Annotated in this window: 22 protein-coding genes; 3 read left to right on the top strand and 19 right to left on the bottom strand. The window is 46.2% G+C overall.

Annotation, left to right across the window (positions count from 1 at the left end; all coding sequences use genetic code 11):
- The first annotated feature begins 571 nt into the window (after positions 1-571).
- Entirely contained in the window at positions 572-1,459 is an 888-nt protein-coding gene (locus tag IJ23_RS03550) for a hypothetical protein (RefSeq protein ID WP_033905404.1), read from the top strand.
- 108 nt (positions 1,460-1,567) lie between these two features.
- Here the strand turns inward: IJ23_RS03550 and IJ23_RS03555 are convergent, their stop codons facing one another.
- Together IJ23_RS03555 and IJ23_RS03560 are read right to left on the bottom strand one after the other, a co-directional pair.
- Positions 1,568-3,064, bottom strand: coding sequence for a hypothetical protein (locus tag IJ23_RS03555; protein ID WP_017634087.1), 1,497 nt, complete (start codon positions 3,062-3,064; stop codon positions 1,568-1,570).
- Complete coding sequence (locus IJ23_RS03560) at positions 3,057-4,451, bottom strand: hypothetical protein (RefSeq protein WP_033905406.1); 1,395 nt, start codon at positions 4,449-4,451, stop codon at positions 3,057-3,059. The genes IJ23_RS03555 and IJ23_RS03560 overlap by 8 nt, the downstream gene beginning before the upstream one ends.
- 308 nt (positions 4,452-4,759) lie before the next feature.
- Between IJ23_RS03560 and IJ23_RS03565 the strand changes: the two genes are divergently transcribed.
- Both IJ23_RS03565 and IJ23_RS23920 read left to right on the top strand, forming a co-directional pair.
- Positions 4,760-5,155: a hypothetical protein gene (locus IJ23_RS03565; protein WP_033905407.1), complete on the top strand. Its 396-nt coding sequence runs from the start codon at positions 4,760-4,762 to the stop codon at positions 5,153-5,155.
- Entirely contained in the window at positions 5,152-5,667 is a 516-nt protein-coding gene (locus IJ23_RS23920) for a metal-dependent hydrolase (RefSeq protein WP_080996188.1), read from the top strand. Before IJ23_RS03565 ends, IJ23_RS23920 begins: the two co-directional genes overlap by 4 nt.
- Positions 5,668-6,143: 476 nt before the next feature.
- Here IJ23_RS23920 and IJ23_RS03570 read toward each other — a convergent pair whose 3' ends face one another.
- The 17 genes from IJ23_RS03570 to IJ23_RS03645 all read right to left on the bottom strand — a co-directional run bounded on the left by IJ23_RS03570 (position 6,144) and on the right by IJ23_RS03645 (position 13,105).
- The gene (locus IJ23_RS03570; RefSeq protein ID WP_033905408.1) at positions 6,144-6,497 is read right to left on the bottom strand and encodes a type II toxin-antitoxin system PemK/MazF family toxin; all 354 of its coding nucleotides are present in this window, start codon (positions 6,495-6,497) and stop codon (positions 6,144-6,146) included.
- Positions 6,497-6,751 (bottom strand): AbrB/MazE/SpoVT family DNA-binding domain-containing protein, encoded by a 255-nt coding sequence (locus IJ23_RS03575; protein ID WP_033905409.1) that lies wholly within the window; start codon positions 6,749-6,751, stop codon positions 6,497-6,499. Before IJ23_RS03575 ends, IJ23_RS03570 begins: the two co-directional genes overlap by 1 nt.
- Before the next feature lie 82 nt (positions 6,752-6,833).
- Positions 6,834-6,998 (bottom strand): hypothetical protein, encoded by a 165-nt coding sequence (locus IJ23_RS25275; protein ID WP_155396209.1) that lies wholly within the window; start codon positions 6,996-6,998, stop codon positions 6,834-6,836.
- A gap of 241 nt (positions 6,999-7,239) precedes the next feature.
- Entirely contained in the window at positions 7,240-7,500 is a 261-nt protein-coding gene (locus IJ23_RS03580; protein ID WP_033905410.1) for a hypothetical protein, read from the bottom strand.
- Positions 7,493-7,978: a hypothetical protein gene (locus IJ23_RS03585; RefSeq protein ID WP_033905411.1), complete on the bottom strand. Its 486-nt coding sequence runs from the start codon at positions 7,976-7,978 to the stop codon at positions 7,493-7,495. The genes IJ23_RS03580 and IJ23_RS03585 overlap by 8 nt, the downstream gene beginning before the upstream one ends.
- A 14-nt stretch (positions 7,979-7,992) precedes the next feature.
- A complete protein-coding gene (locus IJ23_RS03590) occupies positions 7,993-8,631 on the bottom strand; it encodes a DNA N-6-adenine-methyltransferase (RefSeq protein WP_050550054.1) in 639 nt (212 codons plus the stop codon).
- A complete protein-coding gene (locus IJ23_RS03595; protein WP_017634081.1) occupies positions 8,609-8,851 on the bottom strand; it encodes a hypothetical protein in 243 nt (80 codons plus the stop codon). Before IJ23_RS03595 ends, IJ23_RS03590 begins: the two co-directional genes overlap by 23 nt.
- A complete protein-coding gene (locus IJ23_RS03600) occupies positions 8,844-9,140 on the bottom strand; it encodes an HU family DNA-binding protein (RefSeq protein ID WP_033905412.1) in 297 nt (98 codons plus the stop codon). The genes IJ23_RS03595 and IJ23_RS03600 overlap by 8 nt, the downstream gene beginning before the upstream one ends.
- Positions 9,140-9,463: an HU family DNA-binding protein gene (locus IJ23_RS03605; protein WP_033905413.1), complete on the bottom strand. Its 324-nt coding sequence runs from the start codon at positions 9,461-9,463 to the stop codon at positions 9,140-9,142. The genes IJ23_RS03600 and IJ23_RS03605 overlap by 1 nt, the downstream gene beginning before the upstream one ends.
- Positions 9,442-9,711 (bottom strand): hypothetical protein, encoded by a 270-nt coding sequence (locus tag IJ23_RS03610; RefSeq protein WP_017634078.1) that lies wholly within the window; start codon positions 9,709-9,711, stop codon positions 9,442-9,444. Before IJ23_RS03610 ends, IJ23_RS03605 begins: the two co-directional genes overlap by 22 nt.
- A gap of 119 nt (positions 9,712-9,830) precedes the next feature.
- Positions 9,831-10,529: a hypothetical protein gene (locus IJ23_RS03615; protein WP_017634077.1), complete on the bottom strand. Its 699-nt coding sequence runs from the start codon at positions 10,527-10,529 to the stop codon at positions 9,831-9,833.
- 26 nt (positions 10,530-10,555) lie between these two features.
- A complete protein-coding gene (locus IJ23_RS23720; RefSeq protein WP_048626743.1) occupies positions 10,556-11,284 on the bottom strand; it encodes a VRR-NUC domain-containing protein in 729 nt (242 codons plus the stop codon).
- A 2-nt stretch (positions 11,285-11,286) separates the two neighbouring features.
- Positions 11,287-11,511 carry a hypothetical protein gene (locus tag IJ23_RS03625; RefSeq protein WP_193387729.1) on the bottom strand — a complete coding sequence of 75 codons (225 nt, stop codon included), beginning with the start codon at positions 11,509-11,511 and terminating at the stop codon, positions 11,287-11,289.
- Between the two features lie 87 nt (positions 11,512-11,598).
- A complete protein-coding gene (locus IJ23_RS03630; protein ID WP_033905414.1) occupies positions 11,599-11,898 on the bottom strand; it encodes a hypothetical protein in 300 nt (99 codons plus the stop codon).
- 3 nt (positions 11,899-11,901) lie between these two features.
- Positions 11,902-12,393: a single-stranded DNA-binding protein gene (locus IJ23_RS03635; protein WP_033905415.1), complete on the bottom strand. Its 492-nt coding sequence runs from the start codon at positions 12,391-12,393 to the stop codon at positions 11,902-11,904.
- A 3-nt stretch (positions 12,394-12,396) separates the two neighbouring features.
- On the bottom strand, positions 12,397-12,699 hold the full coding sequence (locus tag IJ23_RS03640; RefSeq protein ID WP_033905416.1) for a helix-turn-helix domain-containing protein: 303 nt from the start codon (positions 12,697-12,699) through the stop codon (positions 12,397-12,399).
- On the bottom strand, positions 12,674-13,105 hold the full coding sequence (locus IJ23_RS03645; protein WP_033905417.1) for a hypothetical protein: 432 nt from the start codon (positions 13,103-13,105) through the stop codon (positions 12,674-12,676). The genes IJ23_RS03640 and IJ23_RS03645 overlap by 26 nt, the downstream gene beginning before the upstream one ends.
- Positions 13,106-13,319 lie beyond the last annotated feature (214 nt).

The raw sequence follows: 13,319 nt of genomic DNA on the forward strand, positions 1-13,319 counted from the left end.
GCGGTATAGGTCACGTTCTCAAAACCTAACTGCTAGTAACGATATGTTTGCATTATTTTGCATATCTAGACAATCAAAGATCACAGTCTCATAATACTCCGCGAACATAAGCTCGGCTGGCGAGAATCCCCTAAACTCTTTCCAAATCAGAGCTATATACGTATTGGCTATCCAGTCAATTGGCTTAAGAGATATAGATATGCACTGCACGTTGAATCAATTAATTCCAATCGAAATACTAGATAAATGTGACCTGTCCCTAGATGTATTTAGCAGCTCGTTCCTCGATGACGCGACCGACATTTGCATGATGCATCTTATCCAATCGCATCCGAACGCACTATGCAATTCATCTATTAATCGTGATGACGTATTAAACTTCGTTCGAGATCACTTCTCCGCTTAAAAAGCAACACTTATAACGTTCTTCTGTTCGTTTTTTATTTAATTCCGAACACAAAAACGGTATGCTACGCATCAAGGATAAAGGTAGGGTTTTTCGTTACTCGCATACGCTCAGGGATGGAGTGTAACCTTTATCCTCCAATGTAATTTGGAGCAACCGTTCACCATGATTAATAAAAAAAATACTGAAATTAAAGATTTAAAAGCTATTGATATAGAAACACTTAATCAATTACTTGCAAACAAACAAACGGCAGATGCGCGCCTAAAACGTGCCTTGAAGCACCGCGCGACTTTTTCCGAACAAATAGATGGCAAGGAAGATAGTGGACTATTCAATGAACGCATCGTAGCTGTAGTAAAACGTGGTAATCCGACCACTCGTTTACTTGAGTATATTGAGGCCGCGAAATCAGCCAATAAAGAGCTTTTAGAGCGCGCACCTCAATACTTCAACAGCTCATCTAACTCATTTAAAGAGACGACCGTAATTGAGAACGTCCGTCGCGTTAACATCACAATTAATAAAGCAGCTAGCAGCCAGAAAGTCACTGGCGCACGTCTAGCCAAAAGACTTGAAGCATACCTACGCGACCTCGACCGTAAACTCTCCTACGATCTTCCAGAAGATGAGAAAGAACAGCTCACTAACAATAAAAACACTGCATTGAATGAATTGAAATACTTCAAAGACAATGCAGACGTTGAGTTTAGAAAGCGCGGTCAAGAACACAATGACATTGTAGCTATCATCCATACCTATGATGGCAACAATGGTGGCATTTCTCGCGTAGCTAAAAAGGTTCACGTTAACGCTGGTGGCCTTGTTCTAATTAGGCATCGCTCTTGTAAAGATCACGATGTGCTAATCACGAACAACACCACTGAGGGACGTTCGATATTCGATGAAGCGAATGCTTTTAAGTCGGTACTGTACCCTAACGCTAATATGTATATAGAAAGCGAAGTTGACGCTATTCGTGAAGCCAGAAAAGAGCTTAGAAGCAAGAACGAAAGCAAAGCACGTTCGCAGTTCGATGGATTAGTGAACTAAGGTTTTAAGCTATATTATTGTTGTTCCGCTTTGATTGGTGATTTGGTGGCGATATTTAACGGTATCGCCACCTTTTCATATTACTTTTATATGTTGGCACCAACGGAATTAAGCATCGTCCGATTCAAGCGCTTCCAGTACCCATTGTTCTACGGAACTGCGAGACTCTAGCATGCTCTCTGTTACTTCCATTTCGTGCGGCACATAATCTACCAATTGAGAAAAACAGTATGTATCCCAACGGTCAGGTGATGGGATGTTCATTTTCTCTTTCATCATCGGTTTTGGCATCATTACCCATTGGCCTGACTCGTTGATTGCACAAGGTATTTTACTGCCTTGTTCTGCCGTCTTGACGTTCTTATCTATCTGCATGCGGCCTTGGTTTATCGCATCCCGAGCCATAACATTGGCATACGCACGCTGGTTAAAGAAACGCTGCTTATCGCTGGTGGAGTGCATCTTCTTACCCCAACGAATGCGCTGTACGCGCCGTCCGTAGCGTTCTAAGCAAGTCGCCGTGTCATAACCTACACCGTCACTATCCACTGCTATCGTGATGTTTGGGTACAAGTCCTCACTACACTCTGCATGGATAATGTCAGCGAACCGAACCGGATCGACCGTGCTTGGTTGTTCAAGCAATTTCACGCTCTTAACGATGCGCTCCATGCGTTGACCCCAAACCTTGCAGATATTGAGTATCGAGCGGTCACGACCATTACCCACGTCCACCAGCGCAGCCCAACCCCAACCATCGGGCATATCGAGGTTGAGCCTTGCGCTTTTGTCCAGTGCATCCCGACTAAGCAGCATGCCAGCAATGGAACTTGGGAACTCCCCACGTACTTTAATCAGGTATTCCGGTGCCTCTCGACCGCCATACTCCAATCGCTTATCGAGGATAAATTCCACGGTTACGAACGGCGATTCCTCGGAGTTAAGCCGGATGGCTCGCCATCGACCACTAGGCTCGGCTAATCGGTGATGCGTATCGTAGAAATAGCCGCTAGGGCGCGTTGGCTGGCTCAATAACAGCATTCGGTTATCTTTCTCGGTCAATGCACCCGCTAACACACCAAAAGCCTTGTCAGAGACGCCTGACGCCTCATCGACAATAACAAACAAGTGTTTAGCGTGTTCACCCGCTAGCGCTTCCTCGTTACCAATACGGCACGATTTAGCACTGGTTTGCCAGATACCTTTTGCTGAGTTTTCAAAAAAGGCTGTCTCGGTAATGGTGAAGTATTGCTGTAACCAACCATGCTTTTGTAAGAGCGTGTTCCAGTTGGATTTTAGGTACTTCCATACACCGATTTGTACCTGTCTCGCGTTGTTCGCCACCAGCACAACACGCGCATTGGGGAAACAGAGCATGAAAGCAATGATCATGATACTGGTCATGTCTGACTTGCCTGTACCGTGGCCAGAGCTGACAGTCGTTCGCGCACCAATACGCTGAGCACTATCAATGATTTTGCGCTGCTGCCAGCTCGGCTTCTTACCGACTAGCTCAACAGCGAGGCGTTTCCAGTCATAGCGATACCGCTTAACTAGGGCAGGGTAACGGGGATCTTGTGTTACGCTCTTTATTCGTCTAGCCACCAAGTACCTCGAAGCTGTCTACATCGTCAAACCCCGACACTCCCTCGTTATCGAGGTCATCATAGGCTTGCTCTTTAGCGGCTTCGTTTTGTATTTGGGATGGGGATAGGGTAGGTTCTACGCCGTTCTCTAGGTCTTCGGCTTCTTTGATTCGTCGGTTTACTTCTTCTTTGCGCGCAGGTAGCCAGTTATCTTGCTGCTCAATCTGCTCTAACGTGTAGTCATCAAACAGCTCATCCAGCTCTTGCTCACTGATACCAGTGTCTTCTACTTCTGGTTCTAGGTTCGCTAGCTCTACCTTAGCTTCATGCAATAGCGTTGCTGGTGGACGTGCACCTAACTTCTCGATTTGCTGACACGTCTCTAAGGCTGTCCAGTTGTTCTTAGTGCGCAGAGAAAGCATTTCTATTACTAGGCTGGTTTCTTCCGCTGGCAGTAAGTGTGGCATCATCAATTCAGCGTATTCCTGTTTACGCAAATCGATGTAGCGCTTGGCCTCTTGTTTGGCCATCGTGGAAATACTCAATTCCAGTTCACGCAATCTGGTGCCATAGCCAAAGATGAGACGGTCACGCATGGCGTTTATGTCTACTGGCTGGTTTTCGTCATCGAGCGGAATGTCTCCGCTTTCTTCCATTTCATCGATCTCTTTAAGGCGTTTAGCTAACGTCTCATTCATTCGGTAATACTGCGAACGGGCAATAATCAGTTCGTTGCAAACCGAAAGCGGATCGGTATCCATGAGAATATCCATGATTTCGCCAGTAATACCCGCACTACGGGCATAACCACCATGCACAACAGGGCGACCCACTTGAGCACTGGAATACTGCGAAAGTCCCTCAACTGATCGCGGCTTGCGCAGTGATCCAATACCTCCTGTTTTCGCGCGATCGCCTTGCGCACTTTGCGCTTGCGCAGTTGCCCCCGCTTCTTTGGACTTTGATTTATCAGCCCTTTTTTTCTTCTTGTCGTTTTTCGCTTCTTGAAATTTCGCTAATTGCTCATCGTAAAGATCAAATAATCGATCAAACTCGGGCAGCGATCGCATGGAATTAAACTGGCGGCGCAATGTCGCACCGTTCACCCCTTTATCTTTCGCAAAAGCGGCCATCGTGAGCGTTGGGTTTTGAGCGCCACGCACGAGAAATTCTTTCAAAAGGGAATGCCAGTCATTGCCCTGACTGGTCTTTTTCGCTTTGATTTTTGGCATAACGGACGGTTGGAACTTGCCGCCCGTTTTGGCTGGCCGTTTTATATATCGCTTAGCGGTGCCGTACTTTAGTCCGTTGGCTTCGCAATACTCGGCCAGCGTCAAAGTCGGCTGCTTCTCTAACTGCTCCCAAAACTGCTGTTGGTGAGCCTGATAGTCAATCTTGCCGGACACGGTTAAACCCCACTTATTTCGTTACGTTCGGAATAATACAGAGTTTATCGAGCCAATCACAACAAGGATGAAGCCAGATTAAACAACCATTTAATTGTCAATAAGGCTTTAAAGACAAAATTTAATAACGCGACATTAAATAGTATTTACAGTAACGATTTTCTGCATATAATCATGGCCAGCTAGTGAGTAACGCTACTTATGTACAATTGATTCTGCGGCACAATATAGTAATTGGCTGCGTTATCTCACTAGCCACCTTTCCCCCATACCCAAGACAACGCGCTACGTGATGAAAGGAATACCCCTTGAAAGCACCCGAGCGCATCAAATTCAGACACAAAGCCAAAACCAAAGCGCGACAAGCCACGTTTAGAACTCGCCAGCGGGAAAAGGGTTTAGCACTACTGCAAGCGCGTATCTCACGCCTTGCTCACGCCAAAGCATGCGAACAATGCGAACAGAACGGCATTACCCTGACTGACCTATATCAATTGGCCATCAACAACACTGACCCGAACCAGCTACCAGAAAAGCACCCCGAGGTGACAGAGGGCGACCTTGTAGGAACACGCCAAATTAGCCCTTGGATTGATCCCGAAGTGGCAAAGACGTTCGAGGAATTGGCCACCAACTACCGCAATCGAACCATAGCGATGAGTGCCATCGTCTATGCGTATTGTGTTCATTGCGAGGAAGAATGAACCGAACCGGACACGCGTGGGGAGCACTGTGCTTTGCGCCCGTTCCTCTCGCCTTAATGGCAGACACAACACCACTGCATTCAATCCTGGCATTTCTTGGTTGCTTAAGCGGTTCGGGCGCACCAGACTGGCTTGAATTTGACAGAATCCCGCACCGAACTTACACCCATACCCTTTCGTTATGGCTCGCTGTAACGGCTTATGGCTATCATTTGGTAATAGGGGATACATTCGCACTCATTGAGGCGTTAAAAGCCACCAGCACGATTCTAGGTGCAATTCTGTGTGGATTTGGATGCGGTTGTATCTCGCATTGGCTTGGGGATGTGCTAAACCGCCAGCCAGTGCCGATTTTTACCCCATTTGATAGGTACTGTTTGAATCTATTCGCTTCGGGGAGCCACCAGCGAATCACATGCGTATTCATTTTCTCGGTAGCATGTATTTTAGTTGGCTTTTTACGGCCTTTGTCATTCCGAATAGACTTGCTAAAAATGACGTTTTTGACATAAAAAAAGGCCACGTTTTACCGTGGCCTTTTGATTTTGAGGAGTTGTCAATAACAGGTAATTCAATAACCAATCAATTGGCCATCTATATTTTGGAGTATCCACGTCCATTTTCTTGCGAGCGAGGTAAATATAGGACACCAAAAACGCCTTTTCAATAGGTTGAAACGCGACACATAAAAAAGAGCCAGTATTTCTACCAGCTCTTTAACTCTCTTTTGCAAACCTACTTTGAATCACTTGTCGAAGCTTTACACTTCAACACGAAACAGGGCAATTATATTGATACTTACTCTGAAAAATCAAGAAAAAAGCGCCAATGGAATAACCAAAGGCGCTTGAGGACAGTTGTCTAAGATTTTTAAAGGAAAACACGGTCGTCACAATGGCAACTATGTAACTCGCGCATAAATAAATTTATCCGTTCGGAATGCGTAGTTCAAGTGTTTTTTATCCATCAGCACTAGTCAAAGCACACGTTATCCATCAAACAAGGAGTCTGCACCGATTAGCGGTATAAGGCGAAGTAAAACATCCTCCATAACCCCACTTTCAGCGGTGGCAATCTTCTTGGCTTTGCGATCTTTCCAAGACAGGGTTTGGATTAAGCTAGAAGCAACCACACAAGGTTTATCTAGGTTATTTACGGGAACTTCCGTTGCTTGACCGCGAATACTGGTGCTAATAGGGCAGCAAATGAGTAATCCTGTTTGTTGGTTATATTCTTTGCTGGAAAGCACTAGCGCAGGACGGTACTTGCCAATTTCCTTTCCCTTTGTTGGCTCAAAGTCGAGCCAGATAATATCGTTTCGTTTAGGAATAAACTGCGCCATTATTCACCTAACTCCTTGCCTGAAACTATTGCCAGCTCATCGGCGTGTGCCGTATGTGCATCTAAACCTTTCAATAGTTCTTTTTCGCTAAATGGAAAGCTTTTTTTTGGGCGCTTGATTGGCTCAATGATTATCTTGCCACCATCAGTTTTAACCTCAATATCCGCCCCCTCCGCTAGCCCTAATTGCTTGATAAAGGCAGCAGGGATGATGTTACCGAGGCTATTCCCTATTTTTCGCACTTGAGTACGCATAATCCACCTCTCATGTTAGTACGATGTTATAACAATAATATTGTATACCTTTGACTCAAAGTGTCAACTTTGTTATAACCACCTAGCCAACACTACTTTCAGTTTGCTTAAGGTGATTGTTTATCTCGTGAATCATCTTGCGTAGGGAGTTATCCAGCTCTTTGGTGTACAGCTTATCCTTGGCCAGTTCTCGCTTAAGGATGCGGTCGTGTTTGCGATGCCAGAATAGTTCGTGGACTTTTCTCATAGTGCCTACTCATATAGACGCTCTTTGGTAGGGGATAGATAGAACAAAGGGCTAACCCTCTTTCGAAGATCAACCCTTTGCCCTCTTTGGGAGCCTGTAGGTTTTTACCCTACAACGCTTGCACAACCTTATTAAACAAGCGCACCGTATAGGAAGTCGTATCCGTCACTGTCCTATGGGGATAACACTAAACTCATTCCGAACATATCACAATATTAGTTTGCATTTCATTTTGTAATTTTTACCAATTTAAAGATTGTTTCTGTCGCTTTTTGCTGGTGGCTTTCTTGAGTGTTTCGTAGTAGCCAATCTTTATCAAAAAGAAGTACCAGAGCGCATTAAGAGGCGTGATTTGCCTAAACTGTAGGTCAGCAAACCAGAATCGCTTTTTCAGATGCTTAATGGCCATGTAGGCTAACCATTGGTGTTTGAATCTAAGTACCGTCACTAGGCGCGTTTTCTTCACCTTAAGCGTGAATACATAGACCCTTGGTTTACTCATAGCTTGCTTTCCCCTCTAACTGGTATCGAAGCTGAGCAGTAAGCCATCCCCAACGTTTATGTCGCCATATGTCGCTAATCGTGGACTGGTGCACCCCGTATTCCTCGGCTAACGTGTGTTGGCATACCTGCTTAGTGAATAAGAGCTCGTAGATGCGTAGAACTTCGCTAGGGGATAGCTTGGATGCGAAGTTCTTTCCTCGGCGGTCTACGTTGTCCTTGACGGCCTTTTCAGCGGGTACGCAAGCCTTAAGTCGTCTTAGCACTCGGCGGTAACTGGTATCGGTAGCGGCGCATAGCTGTCTTGCGGTCATTACCTTGCCTTGGTAGGTCACAAGGTGCTTGGTAGCCTCGGCCAGTAGTTTCTCTCCGATTCGTAGTCCTTTGTGATACGCGCGATAAAGGGAAGTCATTGGATAGCCAGTTAACTGAGCGAGACGGTACACGCTCATCGATTGACCCTGATATTGAATGCTCATAGTGACTCACTCCCTTAAGCCACTTTAGCGATTTGCTCGTAGATACCAGTAAGGTGCGTTCTACCTACCTTACGGTTAAAGCGCATGGATGGTGTTTGTAGACCTTTCTCGGTAAAGAGCACTAAGGCACTGCCGAAGTTCACACCTTGCTTTTTGGTGTGCCCATCTGTCTCATAGAACGGGTAACGGCCATCCGGCTTGTAAATCATCGTGGCGTAGCCCTCAACCAAGTCCAGCCACCACGTTGTGAGTTCTTCATGTGGTAACAGCATCATACCGTCACGGCCTTTTCTGGCTTGTTCTAGCGCCTTTTCCAGAAATTCAAACTTAAGGTCAAACGGGGGATTGCACCACCAGCCATCTTCCCATTCGCCTTGTAGGCCATCGAACCCAACACAAACAGGGTTTAGGAGTTGAGCGGCCTTGTGTTTTAGCTTAAGGCTTGGGAATCCACTCGGCTGTTCGTTAATCCAGTCAGGAGCCACGTAGAAGCGGTTCACCTTGGCGGTTTGTGGCTCGGCGGCAACATCTAAAACAAACTCTTTTCCGGTATCACGTCGAAAGAGGAATTGAGCATCAAAGAAACAGTTCCAACGAGTCGCCCATTTGTTCTTTGCGCCCTCGACGGTCTTACTTTTGACTAGGTGCGCCATTCTCTGACTTCTCCCCACTCTTGGCCGCGACAGTAATGCGCTCGATGCGTTCTGCGTCCAAATCAATCTTCACTCGCTCTATCTTTGGATAGACCACCAATCCATAAAAGCTGTATGTGCCAATACCGACAACAGCCACCAGCGCTAACACAATGGTTATGGCCAGTAGCCGAACGGAGCCGATAAAGACACGTAGCCCAATTGCCTTACTATCATTCATGGACGCGTACCATGTCCTTGTAAGCAGAGAACAATACGCTGTGCTCGGTTTTGACACCTAAGCGCTCTTTCGTCGCCGGATTAATGGTTGTGCGTTCACGCTCTATGTGACGGAAACGGCCAAAGCCTCGAATTCGCACCTCACGGCCTTTCGCAATCTCAACCAGAATGTGATTGGTCATTGCGTCCAGACAATCGCCCACCAGCTCTGCATCATCACCAGTAAGCTTTAAGCCAAGGCGCTTAGAAATGTTTCTTTCAATGTCAGTTCGGTTTAAGCGTGTGCTCATTAATGTGCCCCCTTGATCTCGTTTACCTTGTTTGCCAGCTCATCGCGGAATACATCCGATGCACTAAAAGTCAGCTTGTCTCGCGCAGCTACAATCGCTGGTGCTCCCGTTTTTGGATTACGGCCAGCTCGCGCTTTCTTAAGGCGAGGTGCGAACGTACCGAAACCACTAAGCAATACAGCATTGCCCTCAATCATGGTTTGAGTTGAGATTTCTTCGATAAAGGCATCAAAAACCTGCTCGCATTCTTCACGTAATGCGCCAGTTTCTTTTTTCATTGCTGAGATCAGTTCGTGCTTACCTACGGCTTTTTGTTTAGACACGCTAAGTCCTCTTGAATATCTTTCAGATAAATTCCGTGCTGTTGGCCTAGAAGATTGATGGCGTAAAGAACCAGTTCTTCTCGACTGCTACAGCCAAGTTCTATTTGGAGTCGCCTAATTTGCTCTCGTTGTGTCGCGCTGGCGCGATAGTATTGACGTTTAATGTCAAACCTAGCCATCTTGGCAAGATGACGATTCCAGCGCTGCTGAGGGGTTAAGGCGTTTTTCTTGGGTTTACGTCCTGCCATGAGACGATTATAACCATTCCGAACACGCCGTAAATATTCCGAACACGACTTCTGTTTTTAACACAAAAAAATACCGCCCATATAGGCGGCATTTGTGGAAAGATGATCAAGGATTGGCGTTAAGCTCGTTTGAACTCCGAAAAGTGGCTGCGCATGCCATCACGAACTTTGAGAGGCGTTTTGCGCAGCTTGGCGCGTGTCGCTGTGTCGTATAAGTATTGTTCCCATTCCCAATAGGACATATCACGTAGTCGGCCTACAGGCTCACCAACACTATTCATGAATATGTAGGTGTTCTTGGCTTGGCCGTTCGGGATTGAGTTGCCATTACCATCCAATATCTCAAAGACCCCTCTCGCACCGACAAACGTCACGGTCAGACCATATTGTGCCGCTGTAGCATCAATCATTGCGCTAGTGAGGTAAACATTCTCGCCAAAGATTTTAGTACGGAGGATTTCACGACGATATTTCTTAATGTCTCGAACCCATTCAAAGATAACGCAGCGAGTATGTGGCGTTCGGATGTTGGTTTTTACTTTGATTAGACCAGCATCGAATAGCATTCTAATGACTCGATAGTTGATCTTCTCTCTTGGTGCAATTGTGTCGCCAGTAGCATCGTAGTCACAAATATGACCACCAGTAAGCCAACGATACGCTTGAGCGCTACCAAATTCCCCTGCGGGAGCATAGCTTAGCAACAACTTGTCATAGTAAAGGTAATCGCATAGGAAGTTACGGACTACCTTTGTTGCTTCTAACACGTCTAAATCAACTGGCTTTTGGCCAATGCTGTGATATTCACTCGCTAACATGAGATAACTAAGCCCTTTTTATATACTTATGCGGCTAGTCTAGTTTTGTTATCAAATGTTGGCAATTGGAGATAGCTATTAATTTGACAAATGCACTCATCAAACCCCTTGGCCACAACCACGTAATACCCTAGATTTTGGAACATTTTTATCTTTTCCTGTTGTTCCTTACTTGGGCGACCTTTTTCCGTTTTCACCTCCAAAAAGAACCCGTGATACACCCCTCTCGGGATAGGAAAAAATATATCTGGCACACCTTTCTTTTGTCCCTCATAGCTCATCATCGAAGCCGCTTTAGGTGTTCGGTAGCCACCATTAGGGATTGAGAAAACCAGCGGGTAAATATCCTTGTACTGCGTCTCTAACGTGTAGAACAAACGCACCTGTAACCAGTGTTCGGCCAGTTTCGTGTCGTTAAACTCTTTCGGGCGCTTAATCCCTTGTGCAAGGCGCGTTTTGTGTGGTGAATCCAGTTCCACTTTCTTCTGTGTTGCAGCGCGCGCAACGTCATTGTCTTTCTCAAGAATACGGATAAGCCAAGCTGGTAGTTCCGACTTATCCACCAGCGCGGTATTAGGGACGTTTATCGATGCCGGATTGATGATGTGATTAACAGAACGGTTAATCTCATTAAGTGCTGCATCGATATTGAAGTCGCCACCGTGGCCAGCTTTCACGCCTTTGCTTTTCCACTTCTTGCGCTTAGCGACTTGGTTTGCGAGGAAAGAGTGATCGAATCGTGGTGCCTTGGCCATAACTAGATAAGCCCTTGTACAACTAAAATCTCTTGCTCCTTACGGCGGTTGAAGTAGGCAAACACCTCGTCCTTGATGAATTGCTTAGATACCACCTTGCGGCGGCCTCCTTGAGAGAAAACACGCTTAGCAATGTCCTCAGATAGCGTCCAACAAAGTGCGGTTTGGATTTCGGATTCGTCATTGATAGCTCGGTAGGCCGTGATCACCTTGGGTAGCTGGCGCACCAAGGAAGCTCTACAGTAAAAACATCGCTCATCGGGCAATTTCTCTACTACTCAAAAATTGGGATAAGGGAATAGGGTTAAAGTGTTTTATTCTTGGTTAGCAAAGCGCTCTAGGCGTTCTTCTAAGTCATCCAGCCAAACCAGTATTTCGCTACCTTTGTGAACGTAGTCGAGGTAGCTGTCTTGGATTAGTTCGGCCACATGACCCGAACACCCGTTTACTTCTGCCGCGATTGCACGGTTACTGAAATAAAAAGCACTTGGTGTGTCCGTAAAATCCGTTTCGCCTGTCGCCTCGCGCATTTCCATAAGCGCTTTAGTGGTCATTCGACGCAATACAATCAGTAAGTCGTCTTGAGTTGCTAACGCTAAATTTTGCTTACTCACCGTTCAAGCCGCCACGTAACTCAGCATCTTGTAATGACGAAACTCGTTCTGGAACGGTATTTCATCGTCAAAATCCATTGGTGGCTCGCCGTATTGCTGTTGAGATTGATCCCAACCGCCTTGTTGTTGCTGGCCACCAGCTCGGTTATTGCCAAGCATTTGCATCACGCCATTAAAGCCTTGAACTACTACCTCTGTGCTGTAACGGTCTTGGCCTTGCTTGTCTTTCCATTTGCGAGTCTGCAATTGACCCTCGATGTAAACTTGTGACCCTTTGCGTAGGAACTCCCCCGCTACTTCGGCCAACTTGCCGAACAACACCACTCGATGCCACTCGGTTTTTTCTCGGTTCTCCCCTGTCGCTTTATCGCGCCAAGTTTCGGATGTAGCGATCGTGATATTCGCTACTGCGCCGCCATTTGGCAGGTATCGGATTTCGGGATCTGACCCCAAGTTACCAACCAGAATGACCTTGTTAATGCCTCTTGAAGCCATTCGTTATTCTCCGGTATCTCTCTTTACCGCTTCGTCTCTGTTAGAAATCGCATCACCAAAGAACAAATAACCCACGTCTGTACTTGTGTAGACCGCTATCAGTTCTAGGTTTTGCACCCTTGGGTTCACTTCGCCATTCTCGATTTTTCGATAAGTGTCTGGTGATAACCCGATTAACCTGCTCATTTCGAGTATGGTTAAATCTGCATGCCGTCTCGATCGCTTGATTCGCGCTGCACGTTGCTGTCGATACTCAAGCGATTGGATTCGAGCGGCCTGTTTAGTCTTTGCGTCTCGCTTTTTCATAGAAGCTCTCCACTTCACTTGCTAGTCGTTCTTCCTCGGTTGTAGTCCCCTTAATCAATGCAACGCGATATTCATATAACCGATTCTTTGACCAATCGAGGCAGAGCTTTTGCCACTTGATAACGGCAACCGGTTCGGAAAGGTCGTAACCAGTCCCAAAACAGCTACAGCACTCCCACTTGCTAAATAACGACTTGGTGTAACCTGTGCCATTGCAAGTCGGGCAGCGATCCGGTTTGTCGTCCAATGTCACATCGGCATCTTGTAACCGGTTCGCCAGAGCTTCGCGTTCGTCCGTAAGCTCTATGCCCTCGAATGTATCCAGGATTGATGGTGAACTTTCGTCTCGCTCTCTTTGCCGTTGTTCCAGTTGAGAACGCTTAATTTCAGAAATTCCCTTACCCACCCCTCATTCCGAACACGTAATTTTTACTTAGAGTATAAAACCACTCAAAAAACAATGCAAAAAGTATTGATACAAAAACCGAAACGATGTATTTTCGTCTAAGCAAACAGGCTCATATGAGGAATCAGCAAATGTCATAGAACAACAGCAAAAAAGTTCACGACCAAATCCAAGCAGACGTTAAAGAGTACATGACCAACACCTCGAATAGCGT

It is taken from the genome of Vibrio sp. OY15, assembly GCF_000742455.1.
In the GTDB taxonomy this organism is placed as follows: Bacteria; Pseudomonadota; Gammaproteobacteria; order Enterobacterales; family Vibrionaceae; genus Vibrio; species Vibrio alginolyticus.